The 15,176-nt window shown below is 70.0% G+C and carries 15 protein-coding genes and 1 pseudogene; all 16 read left to right on the forward strand.

Going from position 1 to position 15,176, the window contains the following annotated elements:
* The first annotated feature begins 365 nt into the window (after nucleotides 1-365).
* On the forward strand, nucleotides 366-1,502 hold the full coding sequence (locus BLTE_RS13270; RefSeq protein ID WP_126401147.1) for a hydrogenase small subunit: 1,137 nt from the start codon (nucleotides 366-368) through the stop codon (nucleotides 1,500-1,502).
* Between the two features lie 17 nt (nucleotides 1,503-1,519).
* Nucleotides 1,520-3,310, forward strand: coding sequence for a nickel-dependent hydrogenase large subunit (locus BLTE_RS13275; protein WP_126401148.1), 1,791 nt, complete (start codon nucleotides 1,520-1,522; stop codon nucleotides 3,308-3,310).
* A gap of 54 nt (nucleotides 3,311-3,364) precedes the next feature.
* Nucleotides 3,365-4,150 (forward strand): Ni/Fe-hydrogenase, b-type cytochrome subunit, encoded by a 786-nt coding sequence (cybH, locus tag BLTE_RS13280; RefSeq protein WP_126401149.1) that lies wholly within the window; start codon nucleotides 3,365-3,367, stop codon nucleotides 4,148-4,150.
* A 3-nt stretch (nucleotides 4,151-4,153) separates the two neighbouring features.
* The gene (locus tag BLTE_RS13285; protein ID WP_126401150.1) at nucleotides 4,154-4,729 is read left to right on the forward strand and encodes a HyaD/HybD family hydrogenase maturation endopeptidase; all 576 of its coding nucleotides are present in this window, start codon (nucleotides 4,154-4,156) and stop codon (nucleotides 4,727-4,729) included.
* 6 nt (nucleotides 4,730-4,735) lie between these two features.
* Entirely contained in the window at nucleotides 4,736-5,056 is a 321-nt protein-coding gene (gene hypC, locus BLTE_RS13290) for a HypC/HybG/HupF family hydrogenase formation chaperone (RefSeq protein ID WP_126401151.1), read from the forward strand.
* Between the two features lie 102 nt (nucleotides 5,057-5,158).
* Nucleotides 5,159-5,602, forward strand: a complete 444-nt coding sequence (locus BLTE_RS13295) for a thioredoxin domain-containing protein (protein ID WP_126401152.1) — start codon at nucleotides 5,159-5,161, stop codon at nucleotides 5,600-5,602.
* Nucleotides 5,599-6,453, forward strand: coding sequence for a hydrogenase expression/formation protein (locus BLTE_RS13300; protein WP_126401153.1), 855 nt, complete (start codon nucleotides 5,599-5,601; stop codon nucleotides 6,451-6,453). Before BLTE_RS13295 ends, BLTE_RS13300 begins: the two co-directional genes overlap by 4 nt.
* Entirely contained in the window at nucleotides 6,450-6,920 is a 471-nt protein-coding gene (gene hybE / locus BLTE_RS13305) for a [NiFe]-hydrogenase assembly chaperone HybE (RefSeq protein ID WP_126401154.1), read from the forward strand. Before BLTE_RS13300 ends, hybE begins: the two co-directional genes overlap by 4 nt.
* A complete protein-coding gene (locus BLTE_RS13310; RefSeq protein WP_126401155.1) occupies nucleotides 6,917-7,984 on the forward strand; it encodes a nickel-dependent hydrogenase large subunit in 1,068 nt (355 codons plus the stop codon). The genes hybE and BLTE_RS13310 overlap by 4 nt, the downstream gene beginning before the upstream one ends.
* Nucleotides 7,977-8,318, forward strand: coding sequence for a hydrogenase maturation nickel metallochaperone HypA (gene hypA / locus BLTE_RS13315; protein WP_126401156.1), 342 nt, complete (start codon nucleotides 7,977-7,979; stop codon nucleotides 8,316-8,318). The genes BLTE_RS13310 and hypA overlap by 8 nt, the downstream gene beginning before the upstream one ends.
* On the forward strand, nucleotides 8,318-9,319 hold the full coding sequence (gene hypB, locus BLTE_RS13320; protein ID WP_126401157.1) for a hydrogenase nickel incorporation protein HypB: 1,002 nt from the start codon (nucleotides 8,318-8,320) through the stop codon (nucleotides 9,317-9,319). Before hypA ends, hypB begins: the two co-directional genes overlap by 1 nt.
* A 2-nt stretch (nucleotides 9,320-9,321) precedes the next feature.
* Nucleotides 9,322-11,574 (forward strand): carbamoyltransferase HypF, encoded by a 2,253-nt coding sequence (gene hypF / locus BLTE_RS13325; RefSeq protein WP_126401158.1) that lies wholly within the window; start codon nucleotides 9,322-9,324, stop codon nucleotides 11,572-11,574.
* Between the two features lie 10 nt (nucleotides 11,575-11,584).
* Nucleotides 11,585-11,800 carry a HypC/HybG/HupF family hydrogenase formation chaperone gene (locus BLTE_RS13330; RefSeq protein ID WP_126401159.1) on the forward strand — a complete coding sequence of 72 codons (216 nt, stop codon included), beginning with the start codon at nucleotides 11,585-11,587 and terminating at the stop codon, nucleotides 11,798-11,800.
* The gene (gene hypD, locus BLTE_RS13335) at nucleotides 11,797-12,939 is read left to right on the forward strand and encodes a hydrogenase formation protein HypD (protein ID WP_126401160.1); all 1,143 of its coding nucleotides are present in this window, start codon (nucleotides 11,797-11,799) and stop codon (nucleotides 12,937-12,939) included. The genes BLTE_RS13330 and hypD overlap by 4 nt, the downstream gene beginning before the upstream one ends.
* A 14-nt stretch (nucleotides 12,940-12,953) precedes the next feature.
* A complete protein-coding gene (hypE, locus tag BLTE_RS13340; RefSeq protein ID WP_126402206.1) occupies nucleotides 12,954-14,000 on the forward strand; it encodes a hydrogenase expression/formation protein HypE in 1,047 nt (348 codons plus the stop codon).
* A gap of 34 nt (nucleotides 14,001-14,034) precedes the next feature.
* A pseudogene (locus tag BLTE_RS13345) lies at nucleotides 14,035-15,147 on the forward strand (sigma-54 interaction domain-containing protein); the annotation flags it as partial.
* Nucleotides 15,148-15,176: the final 29 nt, after the last annotated feature.

Consider the following 15,176-nt stretch of genomic DNA (forward strand, 5'->3'; position numbering starts at 1 on the left):
CTTTGACGTCCGGCTGGGCCTCCGGTCTGGCAACACGAATTCCATCGCTGGCAGGCTTGTTTGCAGTCGCGGTCACGACCTACCTGCGGCCGGCAAACGGGCGCGCCGCGCACCCCTTTGTTTTCAAACGCGAACCTGCTATTTGATGCAACCGCAACCAGTCTGGCCCGGTTCTTGCGGTTCGGACAGGTGAGCGCGGCGCAACAAGCCAAAACGGCGGGCACGCTCGTCTCGTGGCCCGCCCCTGAAATCCGCATCCGCGGATGTCAGGGCAAGTCGGACCACAAGGTATTGAGTTTGTGGATGAAATTTTCCGACACCGGGGAGCCGGGTGTCGGATTTCATCCGCCAGGGGGGAACGGCCAATGCGCGCTCACACCGAGACGTTCTATGAGGTTATCCGCCGTCAGGGGATTTCACGGCGCTCGTTCGTGAAATTCTGCAGCCTGACGGCGGCGAGCCTCGGGCTGGGATCGACCGGCGCCGCCAGTCTGGCGCAGGCGCTGGAGACCAAGCCGCGCATCCCGGTGATCTGGATGCACGGGCTGGAATGCACCTGCTGCACCGAGAGCTTCATCCGCTCGGCGCATCCGCTGGCCAAGGACGTCATCCTGTCGATGATCTCGCTCGACTATGACGACACCATCATGGCCGCCGCCGGCCATCAGGCCGAGGCGATCCTTCAGGAGACCCGGCAGAAGCACAAGGGCGGCTACATCCTCGCCGTCGAGGGCAATCCGCCGCTCAACGAGGACGGCATGTTCTGCATCGACGGCGGCCGGCCGTTCGTCGAGCGCCTCAAGGAGATGGCGTCCGACTCGCTGGCGGTGATCGCCTGGGGCTCGTGCGCCTCGTGGGGCTGCGTGCAGGCCGCCAAGCCCAACCCGACACAGGCGGTGCCGATCGACAAGGTGATCCGCGACAAGCCGATCATCAAGGTGCCCGGCTGCCCGCCGATCGCCGAGGTGATGACCGGCGTCATCTCCTATGTGCTGATGTTCGGCACCCTGCCCGAGCTCGACCGCCAGGGGCGGCCGAAGATGTTCTATTCGCAGCGCATCCACGACAAGTGCTACCGCCGGCCGCATTTCGACGCCGGCCAGTTCGTCGAGGCGTGGGACGACGAGGGCGCCCGCAAGGGCTATTGCCTCTACAAGATGGGCTGCAAGGGACCGACCACCTACAACGCCTGCTCGACCACGCGGTGGAACGGCGGCGTGTCGTTCCCGATCCAATCGGGCCACGGCTGCATCGGCTGCTCGGAGGACGGGTTTTGGGATCAGGGCTCGTTCTATGACCGGCTGACCACCATCAACGCCTTCGGCGTCGAGGCCAATGCCGATCAGGTGGGCCTTGCCGCGGCGGGCGTGGTCGGTGCCGGCATCGCCATCCATGCCGGCGTCACCGCCGTGCGACGGCTCACCACCAAGGCCGGCCCGCCGAAGCCCCCCGGCGGTGACGGCAATGGCGCGACGGGCACATCCAACTCGACCGCCGGCTGACAGAAGGGGGCATCGCCATGGGCATCCAGACTCCGAACGGCTTCACCCTCGACAACTCCGGCAAGCGCGTCGTCGTCGATCCGGTCACCCGCATCGAGGGCCATCTGCGCGTCGAGGTGAATGTCGACGACCAGAACGTCATCCGCAACGCCGTCTCCACCGGCACGATGTGGCGCGGCATCGAGGTGATCCTCAAGGGCCGCGACCCGCGCGACGCCTGGGCCTTCACCCAGCGCATCTGCGGCGTGTGCACCGGCACCCACGCGCTGACCTCGGTGCGCGCGGTCGAGAACGCGCTCGGCATCGCGATCCCGGAGAACGCCAACACCATCCGCAACATCATGCAGCTGGCCCTGTATGTGCAGGACCATCTGGTGCACTTCTATCACCTGCACGCGCTCGACTGGGTCGATGTGGTGTCGGCGCTGAAGGCCGATCCCAAGGCGACGTCCGAACTGGCGCAGTCGATCTCGCCCTGGCCGATGTCCTCGCCCGGCTACTTCAAGGATCTACAGCTCCGGCTCGCCAAGTTCGTCGAGTCCGGCCAGCTCGGGCCGTTCAAGAACGGCTATTGGGGCCACCCCGCCTACAAGCTGCCGCCCGAAGCGAACCTGATGGCGGTGGCGCACTATCTGGAGGCGCTCGACTTCCAGAAGGAGATCGTCAAGATCCACACCGTCTTCGGCGGCAAGAACCCCCATCCGAACTGGCTGGTCGGCGGCATGCCGTGCTCGATCAATGTCGACGGCGACGGCGCGGTCGGCGCGATCAATATCGAGCGGCTCAATCTCGTCTCGTCGATCATCGACCGTGCGATCGCCTTCATCGACCAGGTCTATCTTCCCGACCTTGCGGCGATCGCCAGCTTCTACAAGGACTGGCTCCACGGTGGCGGACTGTCGTCGAAGGCGGTGATGTCGTACGGCGACATCCCGGAATACGCCAACGACTATTCCGACAAGAGCCTGCTGCTGCCGCGCGGCGTCATCGTCGACGGCAATCTGAAGGAGATCCACCCGGTCGATCTCCACGCGCCCGACCAGATCCAGGAATACGTCGTCCACTCCTGGTACAAGTACCCCGACGAGGCCAAGGGCCTGCATCCCTATGACGGCGTGACCGAGCCGAACTTCGTGCTCGGGCCGAACACCCAGGGAACCCGCACCCATATCGAGGCGATCGACGAGGCAGCGAAATATTCGTGGCTCAAGGCGCCGCGCTGGAAGGGCCATGCCGTCGAGGTCGGGCCGCTCGCGCGCTACATCATCGGCTATGCGCAAGGAAAGCCCGAGTTCAAGGAGCCGGCCGAGAAGCTGCTCACCGATCTCGGCCTGCCGGTCACCGCGCTGTTCTCGACGCTCGGCCGCACCGCGGCGCGCGGCCTGGAATGCCAGTGGGCGGCGCACAAGCTGCGCCATTTCCAGGACAAGCTGGTCGCCTCGATCAAGGCCGGCCGGCTCGACACCGCCAATGTCCAGAACTGGGATCCGGCGACGTGGCCGAAGGCGGCCAAGGGTGCGGGCTTCACCGAGGCGCCGCGCGGCGCGCTGGCGCACTGGATCCGGATCAAGGACACCAAGATCGACAATTACCAGTGCGTGGTGCCGACCACCTGGAACGGCAGCCCGCGCGACGCCAACGGCAATATCGGCGCCTTCGAGGCGGCGTTGCTCGGCACGCCGATGGCCGATCCCAACCAGCCGCTCGAAATCATCCGTACGCTGCATTCGTTCGATCCCTGCCTCGCCTGCTCCACCCACGTGATGAGCGAGGACGGGCAGGAGATGGCGACGGTCACCGTTCGCTGACGCGCGTCCGACGCGTCGTTGGAAACATGGTCATTGGTGTCGAGGGGGAAACCCATGACGCAAGTCAGCGAGCTTGAGGGTCTTACCGGCACGGGCGGGCGCGGCAGTGCCACGGTGGCGCGCGTCGGCACGCTGCAGGGCGCGATCGACAGCCATGGCGAACGCGCCGCCCGCCGCCAGACGGTCTATGTGTATCAGGCGCCGGTGCGGCTGTGGCACTGGGTGACGGCGCTCTGCCTCACGGTGCTGTGCGTCACCGGCTATCTGATCGGCGCGCCGCTGCCGACGCTGTCCGGCGAGGCGAGTAACCACTATCTGATGGGCTATATCCGCTTCGCCCATTTCGCCGCCGGCTACGTGCTGGCGGTCGGCTTCGTGTTTCGGCTCTATTGGGCCTTCGTCGGCAACCGCTATTCCCGCCAGATCTGGATGATCCCGGTGTGGCGGCGGCTGTGGTGGTGGGGCCTGTTCTATGAGCTGAAGTGGTATCTCTTCCTCGTGCGCGATCCGAAGAAATACATCGGCCACAACCCGCTCGGCCACGCGGCGATGTTCACTTACATGATCGTGCTGGCCTTCATGATCTGCACCGGCTTCGCGCTCTATTCGCAGGGCGCGGGCGCCGACAGCTGGCAGGCGGCGATGTTCGGATGGGTGTTCGACATCTGGCCGAACTCGCAGGAGGTCCACACCTGGCACCGTCTCGGCATGTGGTCGATCGTGATCTTCTTCCTGGTCCACGTCTATGCCGCGGTGCGCGAGGACATCCTGTCGCGCCAGAGCATGATCTCGTCGATCGTGTCGGGCGAGCGCGTGTTCCGCGACGACTTCCGGGATTGAGCCGTGAGCGAAGTCACTGCCGTCAAGACGCTGGTTCTCGGCATCGGCAACATCCTGTGGGGCGACGAGGCGTTCGGCGTGCGGGCGGTGGAAGCCTTCCACCGCCGCTACGCGGTGGGAGATGACGTCACGGTGCTCGATGGCGGCACGCAGGGGCTCTACCTCGTCGATGTCGTGCAGGAGGCGCACCAGCTTCTGGTGTTCGACGCCATCGACTATGGGCTCAAGCCCGGCACGCTGAAGATCGTGCGCGACGGCGACGTGCCGAAATTCACCGGCGCCAAGAAGATGAGCCTGCACCAGACCGGCTTCCAGGAGGTACTGAGCGCGGTCGACCTGCTCGGCCGCTATCCGCAGCGGCTCGCGCTGGTCGGCTGCCAGCCGCTCGACCTGGAGAATTGGGGCGGGCCGCTCACCGACCCGGTGCGCTCCGCCATCGGGCCGGCGCTGGAGGCCGCGCGCGACATCCTGCTCGGCTGGAACGTGCCGGTGCGGGCGCGCGAAGAGGGAGCCGCCTTCGACGGCCTCCTGGCGCACGACATCGACATCGCCGCCTTCGAACGCCGCACGGCATGGTGAGAGCACATGTGTATCGGACTTCCCATGCGGATCGTGCTGGGCGGCGAATTCACCGCCGCCTGCGAACGGCGCGGCGAGACGCAGGCGGTGTCGCTGGCGCTGGTCGGCCCGCAGCCGGTCGGCACCCATGTGCTGGTGCATCTCGGCGCGGCGGTGCGGGTGCTCGGCGCCGAGGAGGCGCAGCGCATCGACGACGCGCTGGACGGCGTTGCGGCAGCGCTGCAGGGGCGCGCCTTCGACCATCTGTTCGCCGACCTGATCGACCGCGAGCCGCAACTGCCAGACTTCCTTGCCGCAGGACGCGGTGGACATTCATCCGGCAAGTGATCATCCTGGGGTGGAAGAGAGCTTTCTACCGCGCGATGCTCACCGCCGATCCTGCACGGGCGCACCAAGACGCCCGCAGAATGACGTTTCGGGAGGACTGCCATGACGTCCACGCCCATTGCGGCGTTGACGATCCGCCATGGGCTGGCGGAGGTCGACAGCCGCAACATCGATGCGTTCCTGGCCGCGGGCGAACCGCCGCACGCGCTGCTGTTCTTCACCGGCGACCCGACCGTGCGCCTTGAGGCGGCCGACGTCGCGGTCGTGCTGCCCGAGCTGCTTGCCGCCTTTCGCGGCCGGCTGCGCGCGGCGGTGATCGCGCGCGGCAGCGAAGATGCGCTCAAGCTGCGCTTCCATGTCGCGGTGCTGCCGAGCCTCGTGCTGGTGCGCGGCAGCGAGACGCTCGGCGTGCTCGCCCGCATCCGCACTTGGCCCGATTATGTCGCGCGCGTCTCCGCCTGGCTCGATCCGGCAACGCCGGCCATGACGCCGGCGGCGGGCCCGCGCGTCGCCTTCACCTTTTCCGGGCAGGGGAGCCAGGCATGAAGGCCGCGGCACTCGCCGACCTCGCCGCCCCCGGCGGCACCGCGTCTGCGGCCGCCAATGGCGGCAAATTCACGCCGCTGCTGGCGGCAGCGAACGGCGAGGGCTTGGCCGAGCGCTCGCCGCGCGTCGCGGCGCTGCTGCCGCTGATGATCGCGGCGCTGGCGACGCAGGATGCGGACCGGCCGGGCCACCTGTTCGATCTCGACGGTCTCGACGCGGCCGAGCTTGAGCTGATCGACGGGGTGATCGGCGCCGGCGAGGTCTCGGCCACCGTCGCGCTGCCCGATGGCATCGTCGCCCAGATCCGCGAATCCGTGATGGCCGGCCTGTGGCGGGTGCGCTTCACCGGCGCCGACGGCCGGCTGGTTGCCGATTATCTCGAAGTCGGCGCGATCCCCGAGGCGGTGCGCCGCGCCGCTGCCATGACGCGGCGGACGGTCGCCACCGGCGCCCTGTCCGCGCCCTCCCCCACCGCGCTGGCGCTGCTGTCGGAGATTGCCCAGCACGTGGCCGAGTACGCCGCACGGCCGGAGGCTGCGGCGCGCCCGAGCCTGCCCGGCCACACCATCACGCTGTCGCTGCTGCCGGTCTCGGACGCCGACATGGCCTTCCTGCACCAGACGCTGGGCGACGGGCCGGTGCAGATCGTCTCGCGCGGCCACGGCAGTTGCCGGGTTCTGGCCACCGCCACCCGCCACGTCTGGTCGGTGCAGTATTTCAACGCCTCTAGCGACCTCGTGCTCGATTCGCTGGAGATCGGCGACGTGCCGCCGGCCGCCTGCGCCGCCACCGAGGATTTCCGCGATTCGGCCGAACGGCTGCGGCAGATCGAACAGGCCTATTTCACATGAGTGCGGCAACCATTGGCGAACGTCTCGCGTCGATCTATCGCGCCATCGCCGAAGGCGCGATGCGCGGCATGCCGATCTGCAATCCCGATCTCGAGGTGCAGGCGGTGGGATTCCGCGGCCATGCCGGCCACGCGATCGGCGTCGTCGTCACGCCCTGGTTCATGAATATCGTGCTGGCCGAGGTCGCGGGCGGACCGGCGCTGCCGCCGGCGCGCCTGGGCGACGTCCGCGCGGTCTCGCTTCCGGCCGGACGCATCGAGGTCACCGTCGGGGAACTGGACGGCTTCGGCCGGCTCGATGCCGCTTCGCTGTTCTCGCCGATGTTCGGCTTCGCCGATCCGGCGGCGACGTACCAGACGGCGGCTGCGGCCATGGCGGCGCTGTTCAAGCCGGACGGATACGATGTGCCGCCGCCGGCGCGCGACCGCCGGGCATTGCTGTTCGGCCGCGGGAGCAGCGCGCCATGACCCCGCTGCTCGACGGACACGTGCGGATCGCGGCGATTATCGCCGATGGCGCCGTCATCGACGCCACGGTCGCCTGCCACCGGCCGCGCGGCGTCGGCGCGGCGCTGACGCGCCGGCCGGCCGCCGAGATCCCGGCCATCGCCGGGCGGCTGTTCGCGCTGTGCAGCGTCTCGCAATCGGCCGCGGCGCGCGCAGCCTCGGCGGCGGCGGGCGCGGCGGTGGAGACCGATGATCCGGCCGAGACCCATGCCGCTTTGGCGGCCGAGCGCCTCGTCGAGCATCTGCGCGCCACCGTGCTAGGTCTCGGCGGCGCGGTGCCGCTGACGCCGCAGGAGGCCGCGGCCGTGCGCACCGTGCTGGCCAAGCCGCACCGGCCCGCGCGCGAGGCGCTCGAACGTCTCGGCCTCGGGCCGGACGCGGCGCCATTGCACATGCAGGCGGGGGCGAAGTCCCAAAGCTGGGCCGGCCGCCTGATGGCGTTCGCCGCCGCCCTCGATGCCGAGACCCCTGATGCGGTCGATGCGCTGACCGCCGATGACGACGCGGCGGTGGCTGCCGCTTTGCTGGAGACGGGCGAGGCGTTCGCGGCTGCGCCGCACCTGCCGGGCCGGCGGCCGGAAGCCGGGCCGCTGGCGCGCGCCACCGCCAGCCGGCGGATGGGCGCGGGCGGTGCGGCGCGTCTCGCCGCGCGCTTTGCCGAGATCGCCGAGATCGCGCGGAACGGCGCCCTCGCCGCCGGCCGCTCCTGGATTCGCGCCGAGCGGATGAGCCCCGGCGTCGGTTTTGCGGCCGTCGAGAGCCCGCGCGGTCGGCTTCACCATGTCGCCGAGATCGATCGGCAGGGGCGCATCATGCGCTATCTCATCCTCGCGCCGACCGAGTGGAACTTCGCGCCGGAGGGTCCGTTCGCCCAGGCGCTGCGGCGGCTGCGCACGGCTGAGGATGCGCCGGCCGCCCCCGCCATCGAGACGCTGGCCGCGCTGTTCGATCCCTGCGTCGCCTGCCGGGTTTCGGTCTCTCCCGCGCCGTCCGCCGAGACGGCCCAGGAGCTCGCCCATGCATGAAATGGCCCTCACCGAGAGCGTGGTCGCGCTGGTGGAGGAGGCCGCCCGCAGCGAGGGCTTTTCGCGCGCCAAGGCGATCGTGCTGGAGATCGGCATGCTCGGCCATGTCGAGCCCGAGGCGATGCAGTTCTGCTTCGATGCGGTCAGCCGCGGCACCATCGCCGAAGGAGCGCGGCTCGACATCATCCGCGTGGCCGGACAGGGCTGGTGCCTCGACTGCGGCAAAAGCGTGCCGCTCGCCGAGCGGTTCGGCGCCTGCCCCGAATGCGGGCGCCATCATGTGCAGATGACGGCGGGCGACGAACTGCGCGTCAAGGAGCTGGAGGTCGAGTGATGTGCAAGGTTTGCGGCTGCGGCACGGCATCCATCGAAGGCGCGGCGCCGGACGCGCACAGCCACGCGCACGCCCACACCCACGCGCATGGGCACACCCACGCGGACGGCACCCGCTACAGCCACGCGCACAGCCACAGCCATTCGCACGATCACGATCATGAGCATGGCCACGACCATGATCACGACCATCTGCACGATGACGGCCACGTGCACCACCATGATCACGCGGAGGGCACGCACGATTATGGTGCCGGCCTCGCCGGCGTGCACGTGCCGGGGATGAGCCAGGAGCGCATCGTCCGCATCGAGCGCGACATCCTGGCCAAGAACAACGCCTATGCGCGCGCCAACCGGGCGCGGCTTGCCGCCCACGGCATCTTCGCGCTCAATCTCGTCTCGAGCCCCGGCTCCGGCAAGACGACGCTCTTGGAGCGCATCATCGCCGACCTGTCGGGCCGGGTTCCGGTCGCGGTGATCGAGGGCGACCAGCAGACCGCCAATGACGCCGCGCGCATCCGCGCCACCGGCGCGCCGGCCATTCAGATCAACACCGGCAAGGGCTGCCACCTCGACGCCCACATGGTCGGCCATGCGCTGGACGACTTGGCGCTGGACGATCTGGCACTCGACGGCCCGCCGCTCCGGGCCGGCGGCGTGCTGTTCATCGAGAATGTCGGCAATCTGGTGTGCCCGGCGGCGTTCGATCTCGGCGAGGCGCACAAGGTGGTGGTGCTGTCGGTGACCGAGGGCGAGGACAAGCCGCTCAAATATCCCGACATGTTCGCCGCCGCCGACGTGATGCTGCTCAACAAGTCGGACCTGCTGCCGCATGTCGAGTTCGACGTCGCGGCCTGCATCGCCAATGCGCTCAAGGTCAATCCGCGGCTGAAGACGCTGGTGGTCTCGGCCCGCACCGGCGAGGGCCTTGCGGCGTTCCTCAGCTTCATCGAGGCCGGCGTCGCCATGGCGCGGGCCGGCGCAAACGCCGCGGCAGGCTGACCATGCTGGGCTCCCCGCACGATCCGATGGAGCCGGTGTCGCGCGAGGCGATCCGCCTGCGCGGCATCGTCCAGGGTGTCGGCATGCGGCCATTCGTGTTCGCGCTGGCCGAGCGCTTCAAGCTCGCCGGCTTCGTGCGCAACGACGCGAACGGCGTGTCGATCGAGGTCGAGGGCAGCGCGCTCGACGCCTTCGCCGCGGCGCTCAAGGCGGAGGCGCCGCCGCTTGCGCGCATCGACGCGCTGGAGCGCACGCCGATCCCGCCGCGCGGCGCGCAGGGCTTCGGCATCGCGCGCAGCGGCGAGGGAATGGCCGCCACCGGCATTCCGGCGGATGCCGCTGTCTGCAGCGCCTGCCTGGACGATCTGTTCGACCCCAGGAGCCGCTTCCATCTCTATCCGTTCGTCACCTGCACCCAGTGCGGGCCGCGCTACACCATCACCCGCCGCGTGCCGTACGACCGCGCCAACACCTCGATGACCGGCTTCGCGATGTGCCCGGCGTGCACGCACGCCTATCACGATCCGCACGACCGCCGCTTCCACGCCGAGACCCTCGCCTGCCCGGACTGCGGCCCGAAGCTCAGCCACGCCATCCCCGACATCGCCGCGGCGCTCAAGGCCGGGCGCATCGTCGCGCTGAAGGGCATCGGCGGCTTTCACCTGATGTGCGACGCGACGAACGAGGCCGCGGTTTCCGAGCTGCGCCGCCGCAAGGCGCGCGACGCCAAGCCGTTCGCGGTGATGGTGGCGAACGCACCCTCGCTCGATCTGTTCGCGCAGGTCGACGCACCCCACCGTGCCCTGGCCGCCGCGCCGGCACGGCCGATCGTGCTGATGCCCAGTCGCCCCGGCACGCTCGCGCCCTCGGTGGCGCCGCGCCTGTCGCAGGTCGGCCTCGTCCTGCCCTACGCGCCGGTGCACCATCTGCTGTTTCATGCGCTGGCCGGCCAGCCGGCGGACGGCGCGTGGCGCGGATCCCCGCAGCCCTTCGCGCTGGTTGCCACCAGCGCCAATCCCGGCGGCGAGCCGCTGGTGGTCGACGACGAGGACGCGCAGCGGCGGCTTGCCGCCATCGCCGACATCATCGTCACCCACGACCGGCCGATCCTGATGCGCGCCGACGATTCGGTGATGTCGATCATCGACGGCGCCCCGGCGTTCCTGCGGCGGGCGCGCGGCTTCGTGCCGGAGCCGATCGATCTCGGAACGGACGGGCCCTGCGTGCTCGGCGTCGGCTGCCACCTCAAGGCGACGGTGACGCTGACGCGCGGGCGCGAGGCGTTCGTCTCCCAGCATGTCGGCGACCTCGACAGCGCCGAGACGCTGCGCTTCCACCGCGAGACCATCGCCCACCTGATGGCGGTGCTCGACGTCCGGCCGGACCTCGTCGGCTGCGATCTCCACCCCGACTGCGCCTCGACGCGCTTCGCCGAGACGCTGGGGCTGCCCTTGGCGCGGGTGCAGCACCACGCCGCCCATATCGCGGCGATCGGCGCCGAACACGGCCGGCGCGGGCCGCTGCTCGGAGCCGCGCTCGACGGCTACGGCTATGGCGACGACGGCGGCAATTGGGGCGGCGAGCTGATGATGGTCGAAGGCCCGTCGTGGCGGCGCCTCGGCCATCTGGCGCCGCTGGCGCTGCCCGGCGGCGACCGCGCCGCGCGCGAGCCCTGGCGCATGGCGGTGGCGGCCCTCCACGCCACCGGCCGGCTCGACGAGGCGGTGTCGCGGTTCGCGCATATTCCGCTGGCGGCGGCGCTCGCCACCCGCGTCACGGTTGCGCCCACCACCACCAGCCTGGGGCGGCTGTTCGACGCGGTGGCCGGCCTGCTCGGCCTGCGCACCCACCAGGAGCACGAGGGGCAGGCGGCGATGGAGCTGGAGGCGCTGGTCGAGACACCGTGCGCTCTCGATGGTGGCTTCACGCTCGTGGGCGGCATCCTCGACTTCCGGCCGCTGCTCGCCGTGCTGGCGGAGAACAGCCGCGATGCCCGCGCCGGTGCCGAGCTGTTCCACGGCACGCTGATCGAAGGGCTCGCGGCCTGGATCGCCGAGGCGGCGGCGCGCCACGGCCACACCGCGATCGCGCTCGGCGGCGGCTGCCTCGTCAACCGCGTGCTGGCGGACGGGCTGGCCAGCGCGCTGCGCGCGCGCGGGCTCAAGCCGCTGCTGGCGCGCGCCGTGCCCTGCAATGATGGCGGCCTGTCGCTCGGCCAGGCGGCGGTGGCGCGCGCGGTCGTGGCGCCGGTTTAGGAGATCAGCCATGTGCCTTGCCGTTCCTGCCGAGGTGACCGAGCTCCTGGCCGACGACATGGCCAGAGTGAGCCTCGACGGCGTGACCAAGACGATCTCGGTGGCGCTGCTCGACGAGGTCGCTGTCGGCGACTACGTCATCCTGCATGTCGGCCACGCGCTGGCGCGCATCGATGCCGAGGAGGCCCGCCGCACCCTGGCGCTGCTCGCGGAGGTCGGCCGATGAAATATGTCGACGAATATCGCGACGGCGCGCTGGCGCGGGCGGTCGCTTCCGCCATCCGGGCCGAGGCCGATCCGGCGCGGACCTATCGCTTCATGGAGTTCTGCGGCGGCCATACCCACGCCATTGCCCGCTACGGGCTGGAAGACCTGCTGCCGGCCAATGTGCGGATGATCCACGGCCCCGGCTGCCCGGTGTGCGTGCTGCCCGTCAGCCGCGTCGATGCCGCCATCCGCCTCGCGTCGCAGCCGGGCGTCACGCTCGCCACCTATGGCGACCTGATGCGGGTGCCGGGCTCGAAGGGCATGAGCCTGCAGAAGGCCAAGGCCGTGGGCGCCGACATCCGCATGGTCTATTCGACGCTCGATGCGCTGCGGATCGCCGAGCAGGAGCCCGGCCGCGAGGTGGTGTTCTTCGCCATCGGCTTCGAGACCACCACGCCGCCGACCGCGGTGGCGCTGCGGATGGCCGAGACGAAGCGGCTCGGCAATTTCTCGGTCTTCTGCAACCATGTGATGACGCCGGCAGCGATGCGGGCGATCCTGACCACGCCCGACGGCGTGCCGCTCGACGGTTTCGTCGGGCCTGCGCACGTCTCCACCGTGATCGGCACTGCGCCCTACGCCTTCTGCGCAGCCGAGTTCGGCCGGCCGGTGGTGATCGCCGGCTTCGAGCCGCTCGACGTGATGCAGGCGGTCTTGATGCTGGTGCGGCAGGTGAATGCCGGCCGCTGCGCGGTCGAGAACCAGTATGCCCGCGCCGTCACGCCCGAGGGCAACCGCAAGGCCCAGGCCCTGGTCGCCGAACTGTTCGAGCTGCGCGATGCGTTCGAGTGGCGCGGGCTCGGCGTGCTGCCGAATAGCGCGCTGAAGCTGCGCCCGTCCTTCGCGCGCTTCGATGCCGAGGCGCGATTCGGGGTCGAGACCCTCACCGCCGCCGACAACCCGGCCTGCGACTGCGGCGCCATCCTGCGCGGCATGAAGCGGCCGCCCGACTGCCGCCTGTTCGGACGCACCTGCACGCCGGAGAATCCGATCGGCGCCTGCATGGTGTCGTCGGAAGGCGCCTGCGCCGCGCATTGGACCTATGGCCGCTTCCGCGAGCCGGTGCGCGCGGTGCCAATCGAGGGAGTGCTGCCATGACCTTCGCCGCACGCATGCTGACCCCGCGCTACGGCCGGCTCGACCTCAAGGCCGGCCGCGTCGAGATGACCCATGGTGCCGGCGGGCGGGCGATGGCCCAGCTCATCGGCGAAATCTTCCGGCCGGCGCTGGCCAACGAATTCCTGTCCCAGGGCAATGATCAGGCCATCGTGCCGCTGCCGGCCGGCGGGCGGCTGGCGATGACCACGGACGGCTATGTCGTCTCGCCGCTGTTCTTTCCGGGCGGCGACATCGGCTCGCTCGCGGTGCACGGCACCATCAACGACCTCGCCATGGCCGGCGCGACGCCGCTCTATCTCACCGCCAATTTCGTGATCGAGGAGGGCTTTGCGCTCGCCGACCTCGCCCGTATCGCCACCAGCATGGGCGCCGCCGCCCGCGAGGCCGGCGTGCCGGTGGTGGCCGGCGACACCAAGGTGGTCGAGCGCGGCAAGGCCGACGGGCTCTACATCTCGACCGCCGGTGTCGGCGTGGTGCCGTCGGGCCTCGATCTCTCCGGAGACCGGGCGCGGCCGGGCGATGCGATCCTCCTGTCCGGCGCGATCGGCGACCATGGCGTCGCCATCATGTCGAGCCGCGAGAATCTGACGTTCGAGACCGCGGTGCTGTCGGATTCCGCCGCACTCCATGGCCTCGTGGCCGCCATGGTGGCGGCGGCCGGCCCGCACCTCAAGCTGATGCGCGATCCCACCCGCGGCGGACTTGCGGCGACGCTGAACGAGATCGCCCGCCAGTCCAGCGTCGGCCTGCAGATCGAGGAGGCGGCGATCCCGGTGCGGCCGCAGGTGGCGGCGGCCTGCGAGCTTCTCGGCCTCGATCCGCTCAATGTCGCCAATGAGGGCAAGCTCGTCGCCGTGGTCGAGCCGCAGGCGGCCGAGCCGCTGCTGGCGGCGATGCGCGCCCATCCGCTCGGCCGCGACGCGGTGCGGATCGGCACCGTGACGCGGGACGATCAGCACTTCGTGCAGATGACCACGGCATTCGGCGGCAAGCGCATCGTCGACTGGCTGGCCGGCGAGCAGCTTCCGCGGATCTGCTGAGCGAGGCGCCGGCTTGATCGGCCGGACACCGTATGACAGCCTGAGTGACAGCGTGCCCGAGACCGCCCGGATGTTCCGCCAGACCAGATCCGCCGATGCCGCGCCCGAAGCCAGAGCGGCGGGCGGGCGCGTGCGCAGCGTCACGGAGACAAGGCGCGCCAGCACGCCGCTCCGCCTCGGCTTCGAGGCGATCGTGCACGCGCCGTCGAGCCCGATCACCGCCGCCATTGGCCTCGCCCGCCGCGCCACCGAATACGACATCTCGGTGCTGATCACCGGCGCCTCGGGCACCGGCAAGGAGTTGCTGGCACGGGCGATCCATCACGGCTCCAGCCGCGCCGGCCGGCCGTTCGTGGTCGAGAACTGCGGCGCCCTGCCCGACCAGCTTCTGGAGAGCGAGCTGTTCGGCTGCAAGAAGGGCGCCTTCACCGGCGCCTATCAGGACCGCATCGGCCTGTTCGAGGTTGCCGACGGCGGCACCATCTTTCTCGACGAGATCGGCGAGACCTCGCCGTCGTTCCAGGTGAAGCTGCTGCGCGTGCTGCAGGAGGGCGAGATCCGACCGCTCGGCGCCCAGCGCACCCGCAAGGTCAATGTGCGGGTGGTGTCGGCGACCAATCGCGACCTGGAGACCGAAGTCGCCGCCGGGCGGTTCCGCCGCGATCTCTATTACCGGCTCGCGGCGTTTCCGATCCACATCCCCTCGCTGGCCGACCGCGCCGTCGACATTCCGGCGATCGCCGAGCGCATCCTGAAGGACGTCAATCAGGCGTTCCACCGCGCGGTGCCGGGCTTCCTGCCCGAGACGCTCGATCTGATGATGGCCTATGACTGGCCGGGCAACGTTCGCGAGCTGCACAACGAGATCCAGCGCATGGTGGCGCTGTCGGACTCCGACCGGCCGCTGGCGCCCGATCTGCTGTCGGCACGCATCGTCTCGCCGCGCGCGCCGCGGCCGGACGCGGCCGGCACGACGCTGAAGGATCGCGTCGAGGCGCTGGAGAAGGTCGAGATCGCCGAGACGCTCGCCCACTGCAACGGCAATATCAGCCATGCGGCGGAACGGCTCGGCCTGTCGCGGGTCGGCCTGCGCGCCAAGATGCAGCGCTACCAGCTCCGCCGCAGCGATGCCGGCGACGAGGATTGAAACGGCTTTCGGGCGATCAGCGCGGCCTC

Source organism: Blastochloris tepida (assembly GCF_003966715.1).
GTDB classification, from domain to species: Bacteria; Pseudomonadota; Alphaproteobacteria; order Rhizobiales; family Xanthobacteraceae; genus Blastochloris; species Blastochloris tepida.